Genomic DNA, 24128 nt, shown 5'->3' with positions numbered 1-24128 from the left:
CACCATGAGATTGATTGCGAATAAGCCCTGTAGCTTCGGTGGCCAGAAGTTTTATATCGGTGATAAAATACCAGAAAACCTTGTGGTGGACGCCAGGCTGCAGGAAAAAATGGGAGTCATTACCGTTGCAAATGATACGGAAAGGGTACCAGCTGGAGAGCTTGGCACCCTTTTTACACAGGAGCAGGTAGAAAAAATGCTTGTTGAGGCAGTTGACGAGGCAGTAAACAATACAGTTCTGGAAATGGAGCAGAAGCAGAAGGAAGGTTTTTTGTCCGAGGGCACTGTGATTATTCCGGTAAAAGGAGATTCTGACGGCGATAATGAACAACAGACAGCGGTTCCGGCAACTCCGGAGGAAATCCAGCAGATATTCAGCATTATGCAGATGAATGCCACGGACGGGGCTGAGGCGATTGCAGGGGTAAAATCCGAGAATGTCCTGATACTTCTCCATGCATCGGACAGCCGTAAAACCATCAAAAATGCGGCGAAAGAACGTGCAGACCAATTATTCTCCACTAATGGAGATTCAAACGAAGCCAGCACCGATAACGCAACCACAGGCACCAATACGGAGGGGGCTGATACCTAGTGGCAGGTGGAACCTATACATATAGTCCGGCAAATATTAATGAACCAGGCATGGACCGCATGAGGTTTGAACTAGGCGACGTAATGACGGACGGAGGGGCGGCTACCACGGCTTTAACTGACGAAGAAATACAGGCGGCAATTGACAGGTATCCGAAATCATGGAAAAAGGCGAAGCTCATGCTTTTGGAAAGCCTGTGTCGTCGCTTTGCTTATGAGGTTGATACCAAAACAGGTCCCCTTACTTTGTCCATGAATGACAGGGCAAAGCTCTGGAGAGAGGATTATGAGAAGCTAAAGAAAGAAGTTGAAGCTGAATCATGCAGCATGCCAAGGATTGGTGGAGGAAAAAATAATAAGCCACCATATTTTTACACTGGTATGCACCAAAACGAAAGGGCAGGTCCATAGATGGTAAATACGAGGATGATGTATTTAAGGCCTGGGAATCTTTTTAAAGATTTTGTAATTGAAACAAGCACACAGACCATTACCAGAACCGGTAGACCTGCAGTAGGACATTCCGGGGATGGAAGCAGGATGTTCCGGGGATGTCTTGCAGAGGCTTCGGATGAGGAAAGAAAAGCCCATAGTCTCCCAGAACATATAGTTACGCATACCATAGTCCAGAGCGGTCCGCCGATGGCAAAGCGAACGGATAAACTGGTTCTTGGAAACAGAGTATTTTACATTGTGGATGTTGATGATACGGGAATGTTGGGGCTTTCCACATTGTATTATGCGGAGGAAAGGCGTGATTTGAAGTGAAGCTGTGGATAGATTCAACACAGATTGGCAATGTGGGGAGTGCTGTACGAGCAACGATTAAGGGGCAGATGGAGGATGTAAACCGGAAGGTGCTGTCCAGAGGTGTCCGGGCGGTGAATGCTCTTCGTAATGCTGAGTTGGAGGTCCTGAAAGGGCAAAGAAGCGGTAAGGTTTATCGGAAACCATTTACAAAAAGGGCGACTTATGTGGCCTCTGCACCTGGAGAACCGCCGGCCAGACAGACCGGAAACCTGCGTTTGCACTGGAATGGACAGGTAAAACGGGGAAACACTTCGGGTAATGGCATTGAGGTTCTTGCTGAGTTAGAAAGCCAGGAAGAGTATGCATCTATGTTGGAGAACGGTACATCTAAGATGGCTCCACGCCCTTTCGCTGAGCAGATCAAAGAAAAAGCTATGCCTGAAATCAAAAAGATATATAGTGAACCATTTTCGTAGGAGGTGAATGGAGGTGAATAAGTGCTGCTGACGGAAAAATCAGAAGTGATATATGAATTATCCCAGATACAGCTAGGATATCTTGTTTATGCAAAGCACTATACATGGGATTCTGGCAGAGCTGGATTTGTTACATCAGCTACCGAAAAGAATTTGACCATACAGTATCACCCGGGCATAGGGAACGTAACCAATCATTTTCATATCCCTGTTGAAGAAGCGGCGGCAGGACAGTGGGAAATACGTTGGTCTCAAGATATGTCGCAGGTGTTCGAATACCGTGCAGATTCAGAAGAAAAACCGGGAACGGAGGGGAAAGATGAACTTGGAAGAATTGATTTATAAGCGGTTTTCAGAGGCGGAGGGACTGATACGGCATCTTACGCTATATGACGGTCTTCCAGCTATCTTTTTCCCCCAGGCTCCGGAGGATAACCAGCCGGGATGGGTTGGAAAGAATCAGTATCCCAATGTGGTCTATAGCTTTGACATGCAGGCAAATCAGGAACGAAAAAGTATAGGAACCCTGTCAGTGGATTTGCTTTGTCAGAATGCGGTTGAGGTGGAACCAGAAGAGATTGAGAAAGAGATAAAGGGATGCCTTCGAGACGTGCTGTTAAAACCAGATGGCGGTCCGCCATATGCTTTTACATGGTCCCGGACAGATGCCTTTACGCTGGAGGAACATGATCTGATAATTGGCAGTGAGATCCGGTTTGATATATTGGAGTACTCTTGTCAGGAAACTACAGATCCAGATCCAATAGCAGCGCTCAATAGCTACGTGAAAGAGTTATATCCGGAATGTGTGGTTATTGGACTGGACAGGATGGAAGAAATTACGGAAGCATCTGTAAAAAAGCCTGTTATCTATTGTCGGCTATTGGCTGTTGAAAAGAACAGGGAAACAAATACGGTTGTATGGATGGACGGCAGAATTGCGGTCCATGTTTTATGCCCTGACAGCGAGAAGAGGATGAAGATGGCGGCAGCCATTGCAAATCAAATGTCTCTAGATGGGGAAATTATTATGCTGGATAAATCGCCTATGTTCATTAAGCGGCTTCAGGCGGATTATCAGTCTGATTATTTAAAAAGCGGTCAGATTTTTGCAACAGTACAATATGGCCTACTGAGGTATAAGGCAAAGCCTCATTCCTTACAGGGGGCCAAGGGAAATTATATATAAGGAGGATGAAGATGGCTGCGAACAAAGGAAATGTACCAAATGAAATGAAAGCGGCACAGGAAGAGCGGACGGCACCAAAGAAGACGGAATCTGTTTATACGGCTTCTGAGTTGGCAGATAATGCGTCTGTATTGTTTAAAGCAAGACGGGAGTGCGTTCTGGCGGCACTGAGGGAAGCTGGCGTTCAGTCTTGTACGCTTTCCAGAGCAAAGGAACTGGTAGAAAAGTTTCGGAAGAAGGAGGTTAAGTAGATATGGCGGGAACATTTGTTGTAGGTGAGCAGAAAGTAAGACCTGGTTCTTATTTCAACATTCAGAAGAAAGAAAAAAATGCATATTCCGGAATCATTAATGGCGTTACCGCCGTTGTTTTCAAGTCGGATTTTGGACCGCTTTGTTCATGCCTGGAGCTGAACGTTGAAAATGGGGAAAGCTATGAATCCATTTTTGGTACCGAGGGTACAACGGATGCAATGAAAGAGGCCATTCGAGGTGGTGCAAAGACGATTATTGCCTGCCGTGTAGGAAAAGGCGGCTCACAGGCAGAAATTGTCTTAAATGATGCGGATGGAGCAGAGGCGGTAAAAATTACTGCACTTTATCCAGGCAAAAAGGAGTTTACGGTTACCATTCGTGAGAAGCTTACGGATTTGACCGTGAAAGAGTGCATCATTTACAGCGGAATTAAAGAATATGAAAAAGTGGAGTTTGCTTCAGGGGAAGGAGAGGCGGCAGCCTTGGCGAAAGAGCTGGGAACTTCGAAAAGGTTTAAAGTTCAGGCGGTGGAAGGAAAAGAGGCGGCAATGCTGGAAAACGTGTCTCAAAAGGCTTTTACGGCAGGAACGGATCCCACGGTAACTACGGATGATTATTCGGACGCTTTTGCCAAAGTGGAAGCATATGAGTTTAATACAATATGCGTGGACACGGAGGACACGGCCGTGCATCTTTTATTGGCGGAGTTCCTTGACCGGATATTTGACGCAGGTTCCTTGGCCCAGATGGTTATTGCGGAGAAGCATACCGTAGATTTAGAGACAAGACAGAAGCATGCGGCAGCTTTTAATGATGAAAAGATAAATTACGTGCTGAATGCACATATCAGTGAGCAGGGAGTGGAGATTGACGGGTATCAGACAGCGGCCCGAATTGCCGGAATGATTGGTGCCTGTGAATCCAATAACTCTCTTACCCACACGGTAATTACAGGGTTCACGGAGATCTTGGAGCGTCTTACAAATACGCAGATTGTTGTATCAGAAAAAATGGGCTGCATTGTACTCACTTACAATAGCGAAAAGCAGGTTTGGATTGACAGTGCAATTAACACGCTCATTACACCGGCAGAGAATCAGGATGATGGATGGAAGAAGATCCGCCGTGTTAAGACACGGTTTGAATTAATCCGTCGTATTAGCAACGTCACGGAAAATCTGATTGGCAAAGTGGATAATGATGGGAATGGCAGGAGTACCGTTATCAGCCAGATCCAGGCAATAGGTGATGCCATGGTGGCGGAATCAAAGCTTACATCCTGTAAAGTGTCGGAAAGTGCTGATTATGTGGCGGATGTGGACAGTGCATGGTTTGACGTGGACGTTATAGATAAGGATTCCATGGAGCATATCTACCTGACATTTAAGTTCCAGTTTAGTACGCTCAGCACAGTAGAATAGGAGGGAGGTAACTTATGAGAAATCCAAGAGCATCGGTTGATACAAGACATGCCAGAACCGGAAAGGATGGAGCAATCTATAATAAAGATGGAGTGCTTTTGGCATCAGTGGAAAGTTTTAGCTCCAGTGTAACTTATAATAATTCCAAGTATGGCGTATTGGGAGATGCACAGGAGCATGAGACGCCCAACACATTTTCTGTCAGCCTCACTATGTCTCAGATTGTGATTGAGGATGATGCGTTTATTCAGGAACTATATGAAGGCATGGAAACACAGATTATGCCATCATGGGATTTTCAGGGATCTTTGCTGGGGCTCAATGGCTCAGAAGAAAGAGTAGTATATCGTGATTGCGTACCATCCGGACAGATTGACTTGCAAAATCTTACCGTAGGTGACGTAATCAAGCGGAATTGGAACTTATTTGTAAACCGGCCGCCGAAATTACAGAACCTGTTAACTATTGGCTAGTATATCTACTTTAAAAAAGAGGGAGGGGAACTTCCCTCTTTTAATATGCAAAAATGGAGGAATTTATAGTGAACGATAAAAATTTTAAGCCCAGCGTAGGAGTTGTGGGAAGCAATGTGGATGAAGTCCAGCAGGAAGGTTATACAGAGGATAGGGAATTTAGTGCCGAGGAGACCAAAAACCAAATGCGGATGAATGAAGAAGACTTTATCCAGGGCCTTATTAATGCAACCGGGTACAGCACAGATGAATGCCAGACCATTGAGATTGCCAGGGAAGGAAGAGTGTTCTTCTGCTTCCGGATCCGACCACTTAGTGAGGATGAATACAATCGTTGCAAGGAGAAACATACCAAATATGTACGAAACAAGCAGATGGGAATGAAAATGCCTGAAAAGACCAATGCGGTAAAATATCGCTCGGAGCTGATTTATCAGGCAACCGTGGAGGAAGACAGGAAAAAGCTTTGGGACAATAAAAGGGTATGGGAGGCTCTTAGAGATAAGGACCTACAGATTATGAATGGTTTGGATGTGATTGAGTACTCTTTGAAGGCTGGAGAAAAGGATCGGGTTTTGGAGGCTATTGACCAGTTGAGCGGTTACGAATCCAATCTTGAAGAAGTAGCAAAAAACTAATTGAGGCCGGAGGAAAGGCTTGTCTGCTGCATCAGATATTCCAGCGGACAGGCATTCCTCCGGATGAATTTTATCAGAAAAGCCCTGGTGTGCGGGCGTTTATGCTTGCATCCATGATGGTGACATTGGAAGCCCAGAAGGGAGGTGGGGAAGATGGCTGAAACGTTAAGGATTGAAATACCAATAGAAACAATTGATGAAACCGAACCGGAGTTGTCAAATGTTATTAAGAAGATTACGAAGCTGGGCGGAACGGCGGAAAAGGCCGGGAAATCGGCAGAAGAGGCAGGAAAAAAAGTATCTGCTTTTGATAAATCCGCAGAAAAGACGCAAAATAGTCTTTTAAAGTGGGCTAAGGAAAAGTATGAAATTCTTCTGGAGGCCAAGGAACGGATTACCCCGGTACTTGCTGTCATAGGAAATGGAATAAAGGGATTTGCCGGCCGAACATGGAACGTTACCATGAAAGCCATTGATTTTGTGACTGCTCCAGTTAGAGGAATCCTAAACCTGCTTAAAAACCCCATCTTCCAAGTTGGGGCGGTCCTCGGGGTCAGCATTGGAATGGCTGATACCATCAATACATATAAGGACTTTGAGGCCGCTATGTCACAGGTACAGGCCGTAAGCGGCTCTACGTCTGCGGAATTGTCAAAACTTACGGATAAAGCGAAAGAAATGGGGGCTACGACAAAGTTTACGGCAACAGAATCAGCGGAAGCTTTTAATTATATGGCAATGGCCGGCTGGAAGACTGCGGATATGCTGGATGGAATAGAAGGCATCCTCAGTCTGGCCGCAGCATCCAATGAAGAGTTAGCAACAACATCCGATATCGTAACAGATGCCCTGACAGCTTTTAAGATGAAAGCAAGTGAGTCAGGGCATTTTGCTGATGTTCTAGCGGCAGCTACGTCAAATGCGAACACTACCGTTTCCGGAATGGGTGAGACGTTTAAATATGCTGGTACCATGGCCGGTACGCTGGGCTATTCCATTGAAGATGTAGCCTTGGCAACTGGATTGATGGCTAATTCGGCCATTAAAGGAACTATGGCGGGTACAGCGCTTAATTCCATTTTTACAAGACTATCAACAAATACAGGCGGTGCAAGGGATGCTTTACAGGAGTTAGGAATAGAATTTTTTAATGCAAACGGATCCGCCAGGGATTTATCCGATGTGATGGATGAATTGAGGGAAGCCACGGCGACTTATTCTGACAAGCAGAAATCATCACTTGCCAATACCATAGCCGGCACGGAAGCACAGAAAGGCTTGCTTGCCATTTTGAATGCCTCGACAGAGGATTATAATAAACTGGCTGATGCAGTGAACAATGCGGATGGAGCGGCACAGAATATGTCTGAGACCATGTTGGATAACCTGCAAGGGTCCCTTACATTGCTGCAAAGTGCGGTTGACGGGGTGAAAATATCTTTGGGCCAGAGGATATCTCCATATGTAAGAAGCGCTGCTGAGTGGCTTACAGACATGATGCCGGAGATAGAGGCGGGACTGGATCAACTTATGGACTTTGTAGAACGGAAAACCGACAGCATGAAAAGGAAACTGGATGAAATCAGAGGCACCAGGGAATGGCAAAACGCAGACTTCTTTGGAAAAGTCAAAATTGCTTGGAGAGAAATTATAGCGGAACCTTTTTCCGAGTGGTGGAGCAGCGAAGGAAAGCAGATGCTTAGTGATGCGGCGGGGAATATCGGCAATGCTATTGGCTCTGGAATATCGGCAGGAGTTATGTTGCTTCTTGGCATTGACGTGTCGGATTCCATAAATGAAGGAGCGAGCGTTGGAAAAGCGTTTGCATCCGGATTTGCGGAAGGATTTGATTTTGAACAAATCAGTGGCAAGCTGTGGGATGGATTAAAGAACATGCTATCAAATGCTGGGAAATTACTTCCCGGAGGGGAATCAGCAGATTTATCATCCGTTATATCGGCCGCTGTTTTAGCAAAGGCAGGAGCACCATTATTTAAGCTTGGAACAGGGGCATTTAAGCTTGGAAAAGGTTTTGTGGATTCCGGAGGCATATCTATGATAGGCTCAGCACTAGGATCTGCTGGAGCTGGTACCGGGATACTTGGGTTTGGAGCAAACACAGCAATCAACTTGGGGGCAGGAAACTTAGCAGGCGGTGCGTCGCTTGGTACGGGGGCATTAGCAGGAATTGGTCTTGGAGCTACTGCGGGAGCAGTAGCGGCAGGAGCAACCCTTATTAGCGGAGGCATGGATTTGTATAAATCTATAAAGTCCGAGGACAAAGACGAAGCGGCAATGTACGGAAAATCCGGTGGAGCAAAAATTACCGGCGTTGCTGCAGGTGCGGCAGCGGGAGCGGCAATCGGAAGTATAATTCCTGGTCTGGGAACAGCCGTAGGAGGCTTGATTGGTGCAGGGATTGGTGGAATTGCCGGATGGGTAAAGGGTAATAAGATTAAAGAGGAATATGAAGAAAACTTACAGGCGGCCCAGGAAGCGGCAGAAAAGGCCCAGAAAGTGTTAGAAGCAACAGGATTTTCTGTTAATGATGTTACCTTTGAAACGACCGCCTTGAATGATGCCATCAATGATACGGAGGTCAGTGCCGCACAGCTGGGACAGATGTTCCAGGAAGCGGTCAGCGATAAACTGAATAGCAGATTTGGAGATCTTCACTTGTCCTTGACAGAAATAAAGGATGTTGCCTCAAAAATTGTCTTTGATAAGCAGGCCGAGGGAATGAATAAGTTTGCTGAAAGTTTGCAGAAAAGTGAAGATTCATTGTCTGAATTCCAGAGCCGTGTGAGAGAACTTGACAAGCTGAACTGGAAAGCAAGCCTTGGCATGGAGCTTAGCAGTGATGATATAGAGAGCTACAAGAAATCCATGGATGAACTGGCAGCCCAAGCGAAGACTTATTTGGAAAATAAGCATTACGAGGCATCGGTTGCATTGGAACTTCTGGTTGGTGATGAAAATGCCGCCGGCATGAGTAATGGTCTGAACAGCATGTACGAGGGCTTAGAGGCACAGATAGACGAAGCAAGTAGGGAATTATCGGATAAGATGAAGATCTATCTGGAGGATGGCATTATTGAACTTGATGAACAGAAAGAGATAACCAGGCTCCAGCAGCAGATAGTGGACGTTACCAATAAATTATCCCAGGCACAGGAGGATGCAAAGTTTGAATCTTTGAAAATAAAGTATAGTGGAGGTACTCTGGATGCAGAATCATTTGCAAGCCTTCAGGATGAACTTGCTGCAAATGTCCAGAACATGAACGAAAGTTATGATAATGCATTAGAGGTTAGCCTTACAAACTTGAAACTCCAACTGTCAGAGGGTGCAATAGACCAGGGCCAGTATGATGAAATGCTGGCACAGATAAAAGAAGGATATAACGCTCGGATAGATGGACTACAGCTTAGGGTTGAATCTTTCCAATTGGATACAATAGCAGAAACCTTTGATAGTGAGCTGGCCGACATCCTTCCAGAATTGGAAGGAACCCTGTCTGAGAAACTAAAAACGGCAATGGACAATGCACTGTCGGTTGAACCTGATCCAGCCACATGGACAGCAGAGGATATTGCTGGATGGTTTGGGCTTGGAGGGCTTAGCGGAGAAACGCAGATGGCAGTTGCTGAGTTATTGCAAAAGACCGCAGAAACCATACCACAAAGTATGACAGAAACGGCAGATAATATCGGTAAAGCAATCGAAATGGCAGATATGACATCTATTTTTCATGGCATTGAGACGATTTACAGTAATACGGGAACTCAGATTGATGAAACCTTTTCTGAACCATTCCAGACATCTGCCGATGTGAATGTGGATTTAAACTGGAAAATCACGAACCCGTCAGCGGACATCAGTGTAAATGGTGGCAAAGGAAGCCAGATGACGGCATCCATAGGTGCTTACAGTGGCTATGCAAATGGTGGTGGAAGTACACATGTACCGAACAGCGGCAGGAATACACTGCAGTCACTTGGAATGACGGCCTATGCCGGCGGCGGCTTTGCAAGCGGAAAGCAGCTGTCCTGGCTGGCGGAGGAGGGGTATGGTGAATTTATCATACCGACTAATCCAAGCCGCAGGACGAGGGCACTGGAGCTATATGAGCAGGCAGGTAAGGCACTTGGAGTCGCTTCTCATGCCAATGGAGGATTTGTTGGAGGCTCCTATGCTGGATTCTCGGATGGAAATAGTGATGACATGGATCCTGCGAATGGATTCGTAAAAAACATCCCAACTGGTGATGGGGAAATATCTTCCGGAAATAGTCCTGTGATAAAAGTAAGTGTTCAGATGTCACCGGAATTTCAGATTACATCTGGAGAACAAAATGAAGATGCTATTGTTCAGGTCATTCGAAGACATTTGGGAGAACTGGCAGATGAACTTGGTGGAGAAATTGCATCAAGGCTAGAAGCGGTATTTTCCAATATGCCAAGAAAGGGGGCATAGTCCATATGGACATTAAGCTGATTCCCATAGGAAATAATGGATCCCGGTTTGTGTTTCCGGCACTTCCGGAGCAGATACAAGGGAAAAGCGCTGCAAAGTACCAGAGTTTCGACATCATATCCAAAGGCACCGTAAAGGTGCCCAAGGGTACGGATGTAGGGGAGATATCCTGGAACGGGGAGTTTTTCGGAGTATCCAAAAAGAATGAGGCAATTGTCAGGAAAAACGAGTGGCGAGAACCTACAGAATGTGTGAAGATCATTCATGATTTTATCAAAAATGAAACAGTATTGAATTTGATAGTGACGGAAACATGGATTAATATGGACGTTACAATTTCCTCATTCCAGCCGACCGTGTATGGTGCCTATGGGAACATCCGGTATTCTATATCCTTTGTGGAAAAGAAACCTTTAGAGATATATGATACCAATGAATTGAAAATTGCTGCTTTTGTGAGAAAGACCCGGCCTAGGAACAGAGGGGTATCTTCGGGAGCTGGAGGAAGTGGCGATTCTGGTGGAGGAACCTATGTAGTAAAGAAAGGCGATACGCTGTCAGGAATTGCACAGAAGATGTGTGGAGGAGCCAGTAATTGGAAGGCAATATATAATGCTAATGCGGCGTCTATCGAGGCAACAGCAAAGTCTCGTGGAATGTCAAGCTCAGATAATGGACATTGGATATTTCCGGGAATGACGCTTACTTTGTAGGAGGGGATGTGGAAGTGTGATTGACTTATCAAAGATAACATATCGTGTTGTAGTGATGGATGAAACCGGCCGGCAGTATAACATCAAGAATTACATTGAAAATTTGGGGTGGGAGGAAAACGAGAATGAAATATCAGTCCGGTCTTCCTTTACAGCCAGAAATGATGAGACATCTAAGGGATATTTGTCAAGCATAATCAAGCCGGGCTGCTTGGTTGGTATCTTTGCTACAGATGGGGGGTCCATGGATCAGGAGGTTGCGAGGGGATATGTGGAGGATTGGAATCCGGTACAGCAGAGTGGAGGAACCACTTTGAAATGCACGAATTATGATGAATTATATAAATTGCAAAAAAGTCAGGAGAACCTTTACTTCCCGTCAGGCACAGGAACGCAGGCAGCCATAATGGGAATCCTTGATGATCATGAGATACCACAAGACGATTATCAGGGACCTAATGCGGCCCATGGAAAACAAAAGTTTAACAATTCTTTTTTATCAGACATTATTCTGGAGCTGTTGGATGATGCGGTAAAAAAAGGCGAAGAAAGGTGTATAATCAGGGCTGCTGAAGGCAGAACAGCTATACTCCCAAAAGGTAGCAATAAAACAGTATATGTTTTTAAAACAGATAATACAAAATCTGTCAGTGAGAGTATGACCACGGCCAATCTGGTAACTCGTGTAAAGGTCATAGGTCAGGCAGATGATGATGGGAAGAGTAGTGTGGAGGCGGTTTTAAACGGCCTTACAAACTATGGAATTCGCCAGAGGATCTATACCAGGGGAGCAGATGAAAGTCTAAATGATGCAATGTCTGCTTCACAGGAAATTTTGAATGAGAAAGGAAATATAGACCGGCAGATATCTGTACAAAGCCCTGACGTGCCATTTATTCGCAAAGGGGATTTGGTATATCTTATGGCTGGTACCTCGGAAGGATATTTTTTTGTTAAAGGAATCCAGCATGATGCGGATACATACAGTATGACAATGAATCTGGAGATAACAGAACAGGAAAGTGTTACTAGCAGTGGGAACAGTAATGGTAGTACAGGGGAAACTTCCAGAAATAGTCATGAAGTTGGCGATATTGTGAATTTCCATGGAGGAACTCACTATGTATCTTCTTATCCGGATGCCAAGGGATATGGTGCAAGAGCAGGAAAGGCAAAGATTACAAAGAAGAATGGGGCAGGTGGGGCACACCCGTGGCATCTGATCCATGTAGATAGCGGAAGCAATGTATATGGCTGGGTAGACAATGGAACTTTTGATTAAGGAGGTGTAAGTAATTGGGATTTGAGGGAAACGAGGGCTCTAATAAACTGGCAAATGTATTGAGAGACCGGATGCAAAAAGAAAGTGAATCTCCGTTAGTGTTAGATTTTGGAGGTATTCAGGCTGATGGAAGCCTTGTGACAAATACATTTCCAGTTCCCATTCCTAAGGGGGATTATTCAATACTCCGCCAGTTGACACTTGGAAAGGCAGGAGATATTTTAACTGCTACATCAGGTGACGATGGAGAACATGGGGGACATACAGGTGGAAATGGGGTCCATTCACATGACATACTTCTTCCTGAAAAGATGCGGAGTGTTGCTTCAGGTGACAGGGTATTAGTCGCTTGGGTAAACAATGAAGCCGTAGTAATTGACATTGTTACACGTTCATAAGGAGGATAGGAAATGTCAGAAGCTTTATTTCCGGTATTTGAAGTACCAGAGATCATCCCGGAAGGCTCTGAATATGACAACCGATATAAGCCAAGCGTTAAATGGGATGTAGAAAAAGGAGATTTTGCCAGGGACAGTGCAGGACGAATGGTGGAGTGTGATGGTAAGGAAGCTTTTATGATCTGGTGTTTTAAGACGGCACAGACAGAACGGTATGCGTATCTGGCATATCCTGATTCGATCGGAGTAGAAATGGAAGCTGCTCTGGAAGATGATGATGAAAAAACGGTGGAATCCATGGTTCAAAGAACCATCACGGACGCCCTTATGGTAAATCCCAGGACAGAATTTGTCCGGGATTTTATATTTTCCTGGGATGGGGATGAAATGCATTGCTCTTTTCATGTAAAGGGCATTGAGTGGGATAAATTTTTTGAGATTAGACTGTAGGAGGTGATAGAGTATGCAGCCGGAATTTATGGTGCCGGATTTTATAGAGGGAAGAACAGTGGAGGATATTCATCAGCGGATGATGAACAATCTTCCAGCTGATATAGACGATATGCCTGGTGGCTTTCCGTATGACTTTACTAGGCCGGCAGCTTTGGAAATGGATGAATTTATTAATTATCATCTTGTAAGGGCTATTATGATAGCTTTTCCACAGTATGCCTGGGATGAATGGCTTGACTTTCACGGTATGCAGGTACATTTGCCTAGGCACGAGCCGGTATGTGCATCTGGAAAAGTGGAGATTAAAGGAATTAAAGGCACAGAAATACCAGCTGGTACTATATTTTGTACCCCTGCAACTGATACGGGTCCGGCAATAGGATTTCGTACGGATGAAGATTGTATGATTGGCAGGGATGGAAAAATAGAGGTGTCCGTTACGGCCGTACTGCCGGGGAAGGGATCCAATGTAAAGGCAGAGGCAATTGTTATCATGGCAAAGCCAGTCAAAGGCATAACGTCTGTTACCAACCCAGAACCGATTACGGGCGGAACCGAAAGAGAATCAAATGATGATTATTATGACAGGATAGCCGCCGAGTATGAAAACAGCATGACCTATTTAGGAAATGACAGCGATTTTATTCGCTGGGCCAAAGAGGCTGGGGCAGGAGCCTGCATTGTCGTACCATGCTATAACGGTCCAGGAACGGTTAAACTGGTATTAGTAGATGGAAACGGCCAGCCAGCCAATGAGCGTCTATTACAGGATGTTTATAATTATATCGTTTCTCCGGATGACCAGTCTCTCAGGCTGCTTCCGACTGCTTGTGCTGATTTTATATGCGTGGCAGCTGAGACGGTTGAAATTGCATATGCGTGTACTGGGATCTTGCATGATGAAACGACGGACATTGAGCAGATTAAAAAGGACTTCTCGGAGGCCGTAAAAAAGGTGTATCTAACAGCAAAACAGGAAGGAGTGCTGCGGTATAACGATATACGTCCTGTTTTAAGAGATATTCCAGGATTGGAAGATTTTGAGACTTTTACGGTGAACGGGGGAATGGAGAACATAATAATTAAAAGTGAGGAATATCCAGAAACGGGTATTCTTGAATTTGTTTAGGGGGGTTCTATGAAAGAAAGATTTGACTTAGATAACTTCCCAACAAGCGAAAGTGCAAAAAGACAACTCAGTTATGTGGCAGAAGAATTTTATGAAAGGTCATATGTAGGAAAATGGATATACCAGGTGATGGGACTGGAATATGACAAGGCCAGAAAGCTTGTAGAGGATTTGCCGAACCAAATGTTTATAGAGACAGCTACTTGGGGACTTATGTACCATGAGATTAAATGGCAGCTTCCGGTAAGGACTAATCTGTCTTATGAGGAACGAAGAAAGCTGATTTATCAAAAGCGTGACTATCGGGCGCCTATGACTCCTTATCGTATGGAGAAACATTTGAGAGATATTACCGATTTTGAAGTACATGTAAGTGATATCCATGATAGGGGAGAGTTTTATGTAGAGAATTTTATATTTAATGGGGCTTGGATCCTGGATGGTTCTGTTATACTAGATCATAAAGTAAGTAGTTTCCCTCATCCTAATATTTTCAGAGTTGTATTTATTGGCGAAGGTACATTGAATGTGAAACGAGTGAAGAAAATATTAGACCGAATAAAACAGTCACATACAATGTATATTCTATGTGAATGGGTAATCATTTCCCTTGATAGTCAGGAGTTAGAAAAGGTGAAGTTGCACAGCATGGAATTCCAGATGGGATTCCATTTTTTTGTCTGCAAAACCTTTGACGGTTCATGGTTTCTTGATGGCTCAGTGATATTGGGGCAGAGCGTAATATGTGATATGAACATCAATATTATTACTGGTCCAGTATTTTTAATTAATGCTGAGTACCTGGACATTGGAGCTGGTATCAAATTTTGCTTGGAGGACCTGCAGGCACGAAATGCATTAAGCAGGATAGATTTAAGAGCAGAATTGAATACTGACAATTTTTGCAGAGATATGGCCCTTGACACAACATTTGAAGTAATAGAAAACTCAGAATTTGGGGAGAACTTTGTAATAATCAAAAAAGATTTATGGTACCTAGATGGGACGGAGTTGCTTGATGGTTCCCGTCTTCTGGATGCAGAGATAAGAAAGGAGAGTTTATAATGGCGGATGCAGTTGTAACACTTGAAGCGAGAAAGAAAATGGTTAAGGCCAGGGCCGGAGTAATAGCACTTCCACCGATTGTTGGGATGGCGTTTGGGGATGGTGGAGTGGATGAATCAGGAATCCCTATAGCTCCGTCAAGCAATGATACGGAATTAAAGCATGAGATATACAGAAAAGAGATTGATAATTATTCATTCATCAGTGACACCACATGCCGGTATTTCTGTACTTTGTTGATGAGTGAGTGTGTGGATGCCAATATAAATGAACTTGCCTTGTATGATTCTGAGGGGGATATTGTGGCAATCAAAACGTTTAAAAGTAAAGGTAAAGATTCCGATCTGGAGATGACATTCCGGGTTGATGATATTTTCTAAGGAGGACTACATAATGAAATCATTTACAAATATTAATCCGGTTTTTTCTGAGGAAATACAAATTTTAGAGACGACAGATCCGGCTCATGCAGATAATATCAACGCAGCGCCGATGCAATTGCTGGCAAACACCCAGGTTAATAAGGATACAATTGAAGCATTGAAAACCAGCACCGGAAATACTCCTGATATGGCTTATGATCCGGAAGGCATTTATAAGATTGGCGATTATTGCATTTACAATAACAAACTGTATAAGTGCATATCTGCCATTGATGAGGCTGAGGAATGGGATGCGAGCCATTGGGAAGAAACGACAATAACAAAAGAGATTCTGATTTTGAATAATAAAGAGGTGGAAGTGGTTGATCCAACAATAGCGACGGAAGTAGGTTTTGCAGCAGATGCAAAACTGACGGGGGATGCATTACGAGAGGTAAGTGCGAATATAGCGCAGAAAGCCAATGCTTCTACTGTGAATACAAATCTAACTAATTTATCAAATCGTATTGCAAGCATAGAAAACATACAAAAAAATTATGTAACAGGAAATCAAAGTGGTACTGTAAAGTTTGGCACATTACTTGCCAAGCGTAAAGACCAAGCCACAGTTGTATTTCCGAAAAAATTTACAAAAACTCCATCTATATCTTTAAGTGCTACAAGCAGTAGTAGCGGCAATACATTCCTTCGGGCGACCTATGCCAGTGTAAATGCCAGTAGTTTTGTTATCCAAATAGAAAACATCGATGGCGCACTAGGCATTACGGATGTTTCAGTTACCTGGAATGCTTGGGTTTAAAATCTCCCAATTAAACTTTGGGCGGTTAAAGGCTATCTAATCTTAAACTGGTGCATAAGCTGATAGGGCCGTTGGCGGAAGTTATGCATCTGCCCTCCAAGATATCGTTCGCACGAATGCCCCGGTATTTCCGCTTGGAACAAAATACAGTGTAAAGCCACTTCTAGTCAAATCACGATATCCAAAGGATTTCATATAAGATTCAGTATCCAAACTTACTGATAATTTGGGTGTTGTAGTAAAGGGTGAAGAAAATGTAACCATTTTTGTGGCCTCAATTCCCTGTGTGTTACCTGGTACATTTATTGTAGCACTACCGGATAATGTTTTTGGTGGTACATATAGCCCAGAGGCCTGAACGTATCCGCCACCATTGTGGTAGCCTGCAGGTATAGTTATTTTACCATTTGCAGTGGTTATGCTTCCTGCCCAGGCACCACGATTTACCACACTGGCGATTTTGGATGCTACAGTCTCTAAAACCGTACTGGCTGCCAGTCCCAATGCTTTGCCAAGAGCACTGTTAATAATCGTGCTCTTGGCCTGCTCAAAAGACAGTAATTTCGCACTTACCTCTTAAAAAGGCTGTTTATAGGTGCCCTCTAGCATGGAGGACATCTATAAATGGCCTTTTGCCATTAAAATACAAAGAAAGGGGACATAAAGAAAATGAAAGTAAGATTTTTGGGGAAAATGGAAACCCATGATCTGCAGGTGACTGTTCCAGGACCAGGCTTAGTGCGGCTTTTTCCGCCGCCTCAGGAAGAAGAATTGATGTCAGGTTTTCAACTGCTGACTGACAAGGGTTCGGTGTATGGTGATTATCGGGGTTATACCACTGTCTATCGGACCATGGAGGACGGAAGCGTTATACTGTCCAATGACGGCCGGATATGGAGCCCTCCACCTCCTCCCGAAGTTGTGCCGGAACCGGAACCGCCAACATTGGAGGAGGTGAAGGAAGAAAAAAGCAGGGAAATTAGTACTGCTTGTGAACAGGTGATTTACTCCGGCATCACAGTGGAGACTGGAGAAGGATTTGAGCATTTCAGCCTGACGGAGAAGGACCAACTTAATCTGTTTGGCAAGCAGGCCCAACTTGCGGCCGGGGCCGAGCAGCTAGAATATCACCAGGATGGCCATCCGTGCCGATATTACACGGCAGAAGAGATGCAGCTTATCATCACGGCATCTATGGAGCATGTCTCTTACCATACAACTTACTGCAATGCACTTAATATGTGGATTGCTGGAGCAGAAACTGTGGAAGATGCAGAAAGCATCTTTTATGGCGCAGATGTACCAGAGGAATACCAGAGCGAGGTGCTGAAGGATTATCTGGCTAAAATTATGGGCGAGGCAGGAAAGGAGGTGCAAGAGAGTGAGGAAGTATCTTAAATGTCTGCTCCTGTATGGCATCGGAGGGCTGTTGTATATCGCCCCGGAACTGGCCTGGAGGGGACACAGCCACTGGACAATGTTTGTCTTGGGCGGTATATGTTTTGTTCTCATTGGAGCAATAAACGAGGTAATACCATGGTGCATGCCGATCTGGAAGCAGACACTTATTGGAACAGTTCTTATCACAAGCATGGAGTTTTTAACCGGGTGCATTGTCAATTTATGGCTGGGCTGGGGGATATGGGACTACAGCGAATTTCCGATCAATGTCTTGGGGCAGATATGTCTATTGTACATATTGCTATGGGTGCCGGTGGCATTAGCGGCCATCGTATTGGATGACTGGCTGCGGTTCTGGATGTTTCGGGAGGCAAGGCCGCATTATTGTTTGATCAAGCATAAGAGGAGGTGTAAAACTTGGATTTGACCACGTTTGTACATGCGCTCGTTCTGGCTATGAGCATTCCTTCTGGAATTACTGGTTTCTGCTTTTGGCTTCTGGAGCGGAGGATGGAAAAGAGGGAAAAGGAACGGGTAAAAAAGGAAGCTGTCCGAGAGAAACAGGAATTTCTCATTGTTAAGAGTATCGGGGCGGCTATATCCCTGGGAGAAGCTACCGCAGAAGCGGTTGCAAGAATCCCGGATTCTCATTGCAATGGAGATATGCACAAAGCGCTGGAGTATGCAAGAGAAGTGAAGCATGAACAGAAAGATTTCTTGACACAACAGGGCATCGAAGCAATATATTGAACGGTTTCATAAGCCCATAACGGCTTTTGAGGCATACAATAATTAAAGGAGGACTATGTAACATGAAAGAAATCAACTGGAAAAGAAAACTGACAAGCAGGAAACTGTGGGCTGCTACAGCATCTTTTGTGTCTATGATGATTGTGGCCATTGGAGGAACCGAAAGTACTGCAACACAGGTAACAGCTCTTATTATGGCTGGTGCGTCTGTTATGTCTTACATCATCGGAGAAGGATTGACGGATTCAGCCAATATTGAGACTTCTGTAGATACCATTGCAGAGAGTGCAGATAACGAACAGTAGATGATAGGGAGCTGAACGGCTCCCCTTTTTGTGCTCATTATTGAGCGGAAGGAGATTACTATGAGTAAAAATGTATTATATGAGGGACCGGACTTATCTTATCACAACGGGAATGTTGACATTAAAAGGATTCGGGATGCCGGATACAAGAGGGTTGGGCTGAGAGCCGGGTACGGAAAGAATAACGTGGACCAAAAGTATGTTACAAATGCATTGGCCTGTTTCAACCTGGGCATGAAAGTGCTGTTATACTGGTTTAGTTATGCCTATACTACTGCTATGTCAGCAGCGGAAGCGGGCTATGTGATAGCACAAGCAAAAAAATATTGGGTAAAATGCCCGATTGCCTTTGACTTTGAGTATGACAGTGTAAACTACGCCCGAAAAAATGGTGTTGTAATTACTAAAAGGCTTTGTACGGACATGGCGATAGCATTCTTAAAGGCAGTCAAAGATTCTGGGTATATACCAGTTATCTATACTAACAAAGACTATTTAAAAAATTACTTTGATATGTCAAGGATTGCTGCGGAGTTGGGTCAAGTATATGTTTGGTATGCCCGCTATACATCTTCATTGTCGGATGATGAATCGAAAGCAGTTGATATCTGGCAGTATACTTCTTCTGGAAAAATACCGGGAGTTCCCGGAAAAGTGGATCTCAATAAATTTTACACGAATTTTTATTTCGAGGAGCAAATCCCAACAGTGCAGAAGCCAGTATGCAATATCAATATCCTTAATTTCCAGAGAGCGGCCAACAAGGATGGTTATCGGGATGCTGACGGAAAACCACTGATAGAGGACGGTATTGACGGGCCTAAGACGCAGTATGTCCGGAAACAGATATTTCTTAAGGCCAAGCTGCTGCTTTTTGTCGGCTCCACTGGCGCACTTGTAGAGTGGCATCAGACACGATGTAATGAGATTTTAGGTCATAATCAGACGGTTGACGGAAAATTTGGAAAAGTGACCAGAAGCGAGACATTGGAGCTGCAGAAAGAGCTTGGACTTAAAGAGGATGGAGTGGCAGGGTACAATACGATTCAGGCAGAATTTTATGCTTAGATGTATCTACATTATGCTGAGGTTAAAAGGCCACTGGTTGATGAAAAGAACTATATCATAATTCGCTAGTATATAACTAAATCCGCTATAAAATAACAAGATGTGCACGAACGCACAAAAAATGTTATTTTATAGCGGAAGGAGCGACGATGTATGATAAGAATTTTACTATCTATTAAGCTCGGCGAACTTAGATGGACGCAGGCAGACTTGGCAAGGGCTACTGGTATCCGGCCAAACACAATCAACGAATTGTACCATGAGTTGGTTGAGAGAGTTAACCTAGAGCATTTAGATCTCATTTGTGAGGCCTTGGACTGCAAACTTAATGAATTGATTGTGCGGGTGCCGGATGAAATCCCAAAAGTCCTACATACCAAGAACGGCTCTCTGATTTCATCATCTGACAGATAGTGCTGCAACACTGCTGTCATAAAGAAAGACGTTCATGGATCGAACGTCTTTTTTTATACCATAAATTTTATATACATTCAATGGAATTTACTTCCAATGACTTTTTAAGGATATCGATATCCATATCATTATCTATATATCCCTGAAGAATGGTTTTGACATATTGGGTTGAAGGCCGGCCAGGTAGTTGTGTTTCATCCATGATATAGGCCATGGCCTTCTCTTTTCTTCCAGCAATAGTTACCATGATATTTTTTTTGAAATAGTAGCGTGGGTAGCCCTCGTATATGTCGAGGCGGTATTCGTCGATTGGCTGGATTTCCCACACAAGAACTGGTATGGTGGATCCCCGCTTTCTTATGATTGTGGCGTGTGAGTTGGTCTTACGGCCTCTGTAGACCAGTTCCCAGTTATTTAATACTCCCTTTGCATAAACCCTTGCAGAGGGACATCTAGCGGCCATCTGGGCCAGATTAAGATTGCTTCCATATGCGATATATAATTTTCCCATGATATCTCCTTTCTCCCCGTCATGCCGATAGGTCAGCATATATATTAAGCTGCCCTGCTAGTCATGCCAGCGGCTTTCTTCAAAGGTGTCATAAGGTGTAGCCGGCAAGTCTTGAATTCATCTCCATACATGCCGAGCCGATGGGTAAGGATATTTCTCATAATGGTAACTTTTTTCTCAGGTGTATATCCGGCCATTGAGCGGAATACGATTTTTTCCTGTGATGTGATAGCCCATGCAGATACGGCTAAGCAGAACTGAACGTAAGCCTTAATTTTTCCGGCATGGAGGGTGCTGTTGAAAAGTCTGAATTCTACAGTCCCTTTGGAAAAGTAGCTGTGGAGATTGACACCATGATAGCGGGTGCTGTTATAGTGCTCGTGGTTAACGCCGCCGCAATATCCGTCATTTGCACTACTGTACCAAATCTGCTCAGCCTTTTCTTTTGAAAGGTTTTTGTCCTTTTTCATTTCAATAAGGAGAGCAGAATTTAATTTGTGACACCAGCGGTCTGCACGATTTCCAATTTCAAGTGCTTCATAAATCAGATCCTGCCGGGAAGTCATAAAGTTTACCAGCCTCCGAAGAGAATTCGCATTATGATTTGCTCCGTCTACATGGATATGGATGCCACAGCTGCTATGAGATTTTGCTCCGCTTTCACGTAATTTTCTGATGATATTTTGCAAAAGCTCTATGTCCTCATATCCCAGAGGCGGTGTTACGAATTCTACCTTATACTCATCCATTGGGGAATTACTGCCATCATTCCTGATTGAAGTAATTGAGGAATCTCTCATAACTTTCCATTTGCGTGCCGCCTGGTCAGCAATAATACGAGTTTGATAGCAAGTGCTGTCTGGTCTGGATGCCGTGGTCCCAAGAACTTCTGCAACAATGGCAGCTGCCTTTTCTCTTGTGATACCTGTCATTTCTACTTCTACTCCGAATTTCTGATTTTTCAACATGTGTTTGCCCTCCTAAAAGTTTTGATATATTAGAATTTTATTCTGCATTCTTGTTATATACATATTACCATATGTACAGCGAGTGTCAATAGTTTATAGAAGAAAATTTCAAGAAATTAGAACTTTTTCTTGACGTTGAGAATGAACTTTGATAAGATATAAAAGAGGTGATGATTATGATTACATACAAACCACTTTGGAAGACTTTGATTGATAAGGATATGAAGAAAATGGATTTAGTTGAGGACGGAACGGTCAGCAGAGGTACACTTGCGAAGATGGGAAAAAATCAGAAGGTAAGTCTTGATGTAGTGGAACGGATATGCAAACGCCTACAGTGCAAGGTGGAAGAGGTGATCGTTTACGATGAAGATTTCGAATAAGGTGAATGAAATCATGATATTAGAGAGTTACAGATGGACTATGATGCTGGCAATGAGTTTGAAACTAAAACTGTCTGTGCTTTTGATAAAAAAGATCATACCAGAAAGACAAAAGCACTGGAAACTTTCTTCATATTACAGTATGATGGAGTAGATAACGGATATAACGCAACGTATAATTACCCTTCTGTGGAGAGAGCGTATGAAATAGTGGAGAATAATGCCGAATATATTATCAATTGTCTGAGGAAGAACGGAATAAGATTTAAGCTGCAGTGCGGAATAGAGGATGTGGTGGAGATCACTCCGTGATTGAATGGTGGCACTATGGTGACACTAACATAAAAACGTGCTGAAAGTATAGGGAGTAGGAAATAAGAAAAAAGAGTATAAATTATATTTATTTGATAATGTAAGTTCAAGGAAGTACCATTACCAAATTGAGTTCGAATAATCAAGGGAGTGCTTGGAACACGCAGAAATAAGGGATTCTTGAAGGTTAAAAGTTTTATTTGATAACAGAATGATAACACTGGCATAAAAGAGATTATTTAAAGTGTGCTAGTGGTTATCAGATAATAGAGGTTCAAAGTCAGTAAAAGGTCTTACCGAATTGAGGAATATCAATTTGGCAAGACCTTTTTTGCGTTGGCGGATTTATTGTTTTTCGGCCTGTGCCTTTGTATTCTGTTTTGCACGCAGAGCATCCAGGGATTTCTTGGTTTTGTCAGCCTCCATTTGGGGATAGGTGTAACGCCACTGATCGTATTCCTCTTTGGTGATTTCGCCGGATTGCAGTTTTTCCGCCTGCTCCTGCCATGCCTGGAACATCCTAAAAATAGATTGATAGAGAATTCCCTTATCTTTATCCAAGCAAAGGCAAAGCTCGCCATCAATTTTAGCTATATGTAGCCCGTAAATATCTTCTAACGCAAAAAATGTATGCATAAGGCCGATGTAGCTGTCAATATCGGGGACGGACAAAGCATGGGGCGATACCTCAAAAATGTCTGCCAATGCGTTTAAATATTTTTCCTTCGGACTGCGTGAGCCTTTTTCGTACTGGGCAATGCGGACATCCGCCTGCATGTCGTTAAAGCCGAGCAGTTTTCCAAGGTATTTTTGTGTAAATCCGTGAAGGAGCCGAAAATGATGGATACGTTCTCCAATCGCCATAGTAATTCTCCTGTCTGTGGTTGATAAGAGGAGTATAACATAAATGTATAGTGATAATCAAGGGAAACTATACAAAAATGTTTAAATTTTACTTAATAACCACTTGACCAATACAGAAAAGTATAGTAGCATATGACTATACAAAAATGTATAGATAAAACCGGAGGGAGGTGAAAAGCTATGGAACGGATGTTTATGAGGGTGGATGAAGTAATGGAAGAATTAGGTGTTTCCGAATCCTATGCGTATAAACTGATACGCAGATTGAACAGGGAATTTGCCAAGACAGGGTGTGTGACCATTGCCGGACGCATTGACCGTAAATTCTTTTATGAGCACTTTTATGGGACACAGGAATATGAGAGGAGGGTTTAGAGTTGCCGGTTTATAAGAATGAAAAAAATGGAACATGGTATGCGATGGTGCGCTATCAGGACTGGAAAGGGGAACGCAGACAGAAATGTCAGCGAGGCTTTGCCACGAAACGTGAGGCGCAGGACTGGGAGCGGCAGTTTCAGCTACAGAAAAAAGCTGATATTGATATGACGCTGGAGAGCTTTTGCGAGCTGTATGAGGCAGATACCCGTCCACGGTTGAAGGAAAACACCTGGCTTACGAAAGAGAGCATTATTCGGAAGAAGATTCTTCCCTATCTGGGG

General features: G+C 43.8%; 32 protein-coding genes. 29 read left to right on the top strand and 3 right to left on the bottom strand.

The window, feature by feature from the left end; all coding sequences use genetic code 11:
• Positions 1-4: 4 nt before the first annotated feature.
• The 25 genes from VSQ61_RS20040 to VSQ61_RS19920 all read left to right on the top strand — a co-directional run bounded on the left by VSQ61_RS20040 (position 5) and on the right by VSQ61_RS19920 (position 20431).
• Entirely contained in the window at positions 5-595 is a 591-nt protein-coding gene (locus VSQ61_RS20040) for a hypothetical protein (protein ID WP_334346141.1), read from the top strand.
• A complete protein-coding gene (locus VSQ61_RS20035) occupies positions 595-1005 on the top strand; it encodes a hypothetical protein (RefSeq protein ID WP_334346140.1) in 411 nt (136 codons plus the stop codon). The genes VSQ61_RS20040 and VSQ61_RS20035 overlap by 1 nt, the downstream gene beginning before the upstream one ends.
• A complete protein-coding gene (locus VSQ61_RS20030) occupies positions 1006-1362 on the top strand; it encodes a hypothetical protein (RefSeq protein WP_334346139.1) in 357 nt (118 codons plus the stop codon).
• A complete protein-coding gene (locus tag VSQ61_RS20025; RefSeq protein ID WP_334346138.1) occupies positions 1359-1820 on the top strand; it encodes a hypothetical protein in 462 nt (153 codons plus the stop codon). The genes VSQ61_RS20030 and VSQ61_RS20025 overlap by 4 nt, the downstream gene beginning before the upstream one ends.
• Before the next feature lie 21 nt (positions 1821-1841).
• Entirely contained in the window at positions 1842-2165 is a 324-nt protein-coding gene (locus VSQ61_RS20020) for a DUF5026 domain-containing protein (protein WP_334346137.1), read from the top strand.
• Positions 2140-3009, top strand: coding sequence for a hypothetical protein (locus VSQ61_RS20015; RefSeq protein ID WP_334346136.1), 870 nt, complete (start codon positions 2140-2142; stop codon positions 3007-3009). The genes VSQ61_RS20020 and VSQ61_RS20015 overlap by 26 nt, the downstream gene beginning before the upstream one ends.
• An 11-nt stretch (positions 3010-3020) precedes the next feature.
• A complete protein-coding gene (locus VSQ61_RS20010; RefSeq protein ID WP_334346135.1) occupies positions 3021-3260 on the top strand; it encodes a YqzN/YkzM domain-containing protein in 240 nt (79 codons plus the stop codon).
• 2 nt (positions 3261-3262) lie between these two features.
• Positions 3263-4684 (top strand): phage tail sheath subtilisin-like domain-containing protein, encoded by a 1422-nt coding sequence (locus tag VSQ61_RS20005; protein ID WP_334346134.1) that lies wholly within the window; start codon positions 3263-3265, stop codon positions 4682-4684.
• Between the two features lie 14 nt (positions 4685-4698).
• Positions 4699-5157: a hypothetical protein gene (locus VSQ61_RS20000; RefSeq protein ID WP_334346133.1), complete on the top strand. Its 459-nt coding sequence runs from the start codon at positions 4699-4701 to the stop codon at positions 5155-5157.
• A gap of 68 nt (positions 5158-5225) precedes the next feature.
• Positions 5226-5795, top strand: coding sequence for a phage tail assembly chaperone (locus VSQ61_RS19995; RefSeq protein ID WP_334346132.1), 570 nt, complete (start codon positions 5226-5228; stop codon positions 5793-5795).
• A gap of 153 nt (positions 5796-5948) precedes the next feature.
• Positions 5949-10271 (top strand): phage tail tape measure protein, encoded by a 4323-nt coding sequence (locus tag VSQ61_RS19990; RefSeq protein WP_334346130.1) that lies wholly within the window; start codon positions 5949-5951, stop codon positions 10269-10271.
• Between the two features lie 5 nt (positions 10272-10276).
• Positions 10277-10984 carry a LysM peptidoglycan-binding domain-containing protein gene (locus VSQ61_RS19985; protein ID WP_334346129.1) on the top strand — a complete coding sequence of 236 codons (708 nt, stop codon included), beginning with the start codon at positions 10277-10279 and terminating at the stop codon, positions 10982-10984.
• A gap of 16 nt (positions 10985-11000) precedes the next feature.
• Positions 11001-12266: an XkdQ/YqbQ family protein gene (locus VSQ61_RS19980; RefSeq protein ID WP_334346128.1), complete on the top strand. Its 1266-nt coding sequence runs from the start codon at positions 11001-11003 to the stop codon at positions 12264-12266.
• A 14-nt stretch (positions 12267-12280) separates the two neighbouring features.
• Positions 12281-12664 carry a hypothetical protein gene (locus VSQ61_RS19975; protein ID WP_334346127.1) on the top strand — a complete coding sequence of 128 codons (384 nt, stop codon included), beginning with the start codon at positions 12281-12283 and terminating at the stop codon, positions 12662-12664.
• Between the two features lie 12 nt (positions 12665-12676).
• Positions 12677-13114: a DUF2634 domain-containing protein gene (locus tag VSQ61_RS19970; protein ID WP_334346126.1), complete on the top strand. Its 438-nt coding sequence runs from the start codon at positions 12677-12679 to the stop codon at positions 13112-13114.
• 13 nt (positions 13115-13127) lie between these two features.
• A complete protein-coding gene (locus tag VSQ61_RS19965) occupies positions 13128-14246 on the top strand; it encodes a baseplate J/gp47 family protein (RefSeq protein ID WP_334346125.1) in 1119 nt (372 codons plus the stop codon).
• A 9-nt stretch (positions 14247-14255) separates the two neighbouring features.
• Positions 14256-15311: a putative phage tail protein gene (locus tag VSQ61_RS19960; protein ID WP_334346124.1), complete on the top strand. Its 1056-nt coding sequence runs from the start codon at positions 14256-14258 to the stop codon at positions 15309-15311.
• The gene (locus tag VSQ61_RS19955) at positions 15311-15691 is read left to right on the top strand and encodes a phage tail-collar fiber domain-containing protein (RefSeq protein ID WP_334346123.1); all 381 of its coding nucleotides are present in this window, start codon (positions 15311-15313) and stop codon (positions 15689-15691) included. Before VSQ61_RS19960 ends, VSQ61_RS19955 begins: the two co-directional genes overlap by 1 nt.
• A 13-nt stretch (positions 15692-15704) precedes the next feature.
• On the top strand, positions 15705-16493 hold the full coding sequence (locus tag VSQ61_RS19950; RefSeq protein WP_334346122.1) for a hypothetical protein: 789 nt from the start codon (positions 15705-15707) through the stop codon (positions 16491-16493).
• Between the two features lie 669 nt (positions 16494-17162).
• Positions 17163-17891 (top strand): DUF4376 domain-containing protein, encoded by a 729-nt coding sequence (locus VSQ61_RS19945; RefSeq protein ID WP_334346121.1) that lies wholly within the window; start codon positions 17163-17165, stop codon positions 17889-17891.
• A complete protein-coding gene (locus VSQ61_RS19940; protein WP_334346120.1) occupies positions 17875-18321 on the top strand; it encodes a putative ABC transporter permease in 447 nt (148 codons plus the stop codon). Before VSQ61_RS19945 ends, VSQ61_RS19940 begins: the two co-directional genes overlap by 17 nt.
• Positions 18312-18644 carry a serine/threonine protein kinase gene (locus VSQ61_RS19935; RefSeq protein ID WP_334346119.1) on the top strand — a complete coding sequence of 111 codons (333 nt, stop codon included), beginning with the start codon at positions 18312-18314 and terminating at the stop codon, positions 18642-18644. Before VSQ61_RS19940 ends, VSQ61_RS19935 begins: the two co-directional genes overlap by 10 nt.
• A gap of 62 nt (positions 18645-18706) precedes the next feature.
• Positions 18707-18949 (top strand): hypothetical protein, encoded by a 243-nt coding sequence (locus VSQ61_RS19930; RefSeq protein WP_334346118.1) that lies wholly within the window; start codon positions 18707-18709, stop codon positions 18947-18949.
• A 60-nt stretch (positions 18950-19009) separates the two neighbouring features.
• Positions 19010-20017, top strand: a complete 1008-nt coding sequence (locus VSQ61_RS19925) for a GH25 family lysozyme (RefSeq protein ID WP_334346117.1) — start codon at positions 19010-19012, stop codon at positions 20015-20017.
• Positions 20018-20170: 153 nt separating this feature from the next.
• Entirely contained in the window at positions 20171-20431 is a 261-nt protein-coding gene (locus VSQ61_RS19920) for a helix-turn-helix domain-containing protein (RefSeq protein WP_334346116.1), read from the top strand.
• Between the two features lie 67 nt (positions 20432-20498).
• On the opposite strand, the gene VSQ61_RS19915 is transcribed toward VSQ61_RS19920, so the two are convergent.
• Positions 20499-20942 (bottom strand): gamma-glutamylcyclotransferase family protein, encoded by a 444-nt coding sequence (locus VSQ61_RS19915; protein ID WP_334346115.1) that lies wholly within the window; start codon positions 20940-20942, stop codon positions 20499-20501.
• 44 nt (positions 20943-20986) lie between these two features.
• Entirely contained in the window at positions 20987-21910 is a 924-nt protein-coding gene (locus VSQ61_RS19910; protein WP_334346114.1) for an amidoligase family protein, read from the bottom strand.
• Between the two features lie 176 nt (positions 21911-22086).
• On the opposite strand from VSQ61_RS19910, the gene VSQ61_RS19905 reads away from it, so the two are divergent.
• On the top strand, positions 22087-22293 hold the full coding sequence (locus tag VSQ61_RS19905; protein WP_242982529.1) for a helix-turn-helix domain-containing protein: 207 nt from the start codon (positions 22087-22089) through the stop codon (positions 22291-22293).
• Between the two features lie 33 nt (positions 22294-22326).
• Positions 22327-22605, top strand: a complete 279-nt coding sequence (locus VSQ61_RS19900; protein WP_334346113.1) for a calponin homology domain-containing protein — start codon at positions 22327-22329, stop codon at positions 22603-22605.
• A gap of 345 nt (positions 22606-22950) precedes the next feature.
• Here VSQ61_RS19900 and VSQ61_RS19895 read toward each other — a convergent pair whose 3' ends face one another.
• Positions 22951-23469, bottom strand: coding sequence for a helix-turn-helix domain-containing protein (locus VSQ61_RS19895; RefSeq protein WP_334346112.1), 519 nt, complete (start codon positions 23467-23469; stop codon positions 22951-22953).
• A 180-nt stretch (positions 23470-23649) separates the two neighbouring features.
• Between VSQ61_RS19895 and VSQ61_RS19890 the strand changes: the two genes are divergently transcribed.
• Together VSQ61_RS19890 and VSQ61_RS19885 are read left to right on the top strand one after the other, a co-directional pair.
• Positions 23650-23844, top strand: coding sequence for a DNA-binding protein (locus VSQ61_RS19890; protein WP_334346111.1), 195 nt, complete (start codon positions 23650-23652; stop codon positions 23842-23844).
• A 2-nt stretch (positions 23845-23846) separates the two neighbouring features.
• The coding region (locus tag VSQ61_RS19885; protein ID WP_334346110.1) for an Arm DNA-binding domain-containing protein at positions 23847-24128 on the top strand (282 nt) is incomplete at its 3' end.

Origin of the sequence: Candidatus Merdisoma sp. JLR.KK006 (genome assembly GCF_036941035.1) — a bacterium.
GTDB lineage: Bacteria > Bacillota > Clostridia > Lachnospirales > Lachnospiraceae > Laedolimicola.
This window is presented reverse-complemented; position numbering and strand designations above follow the sequence as displayed.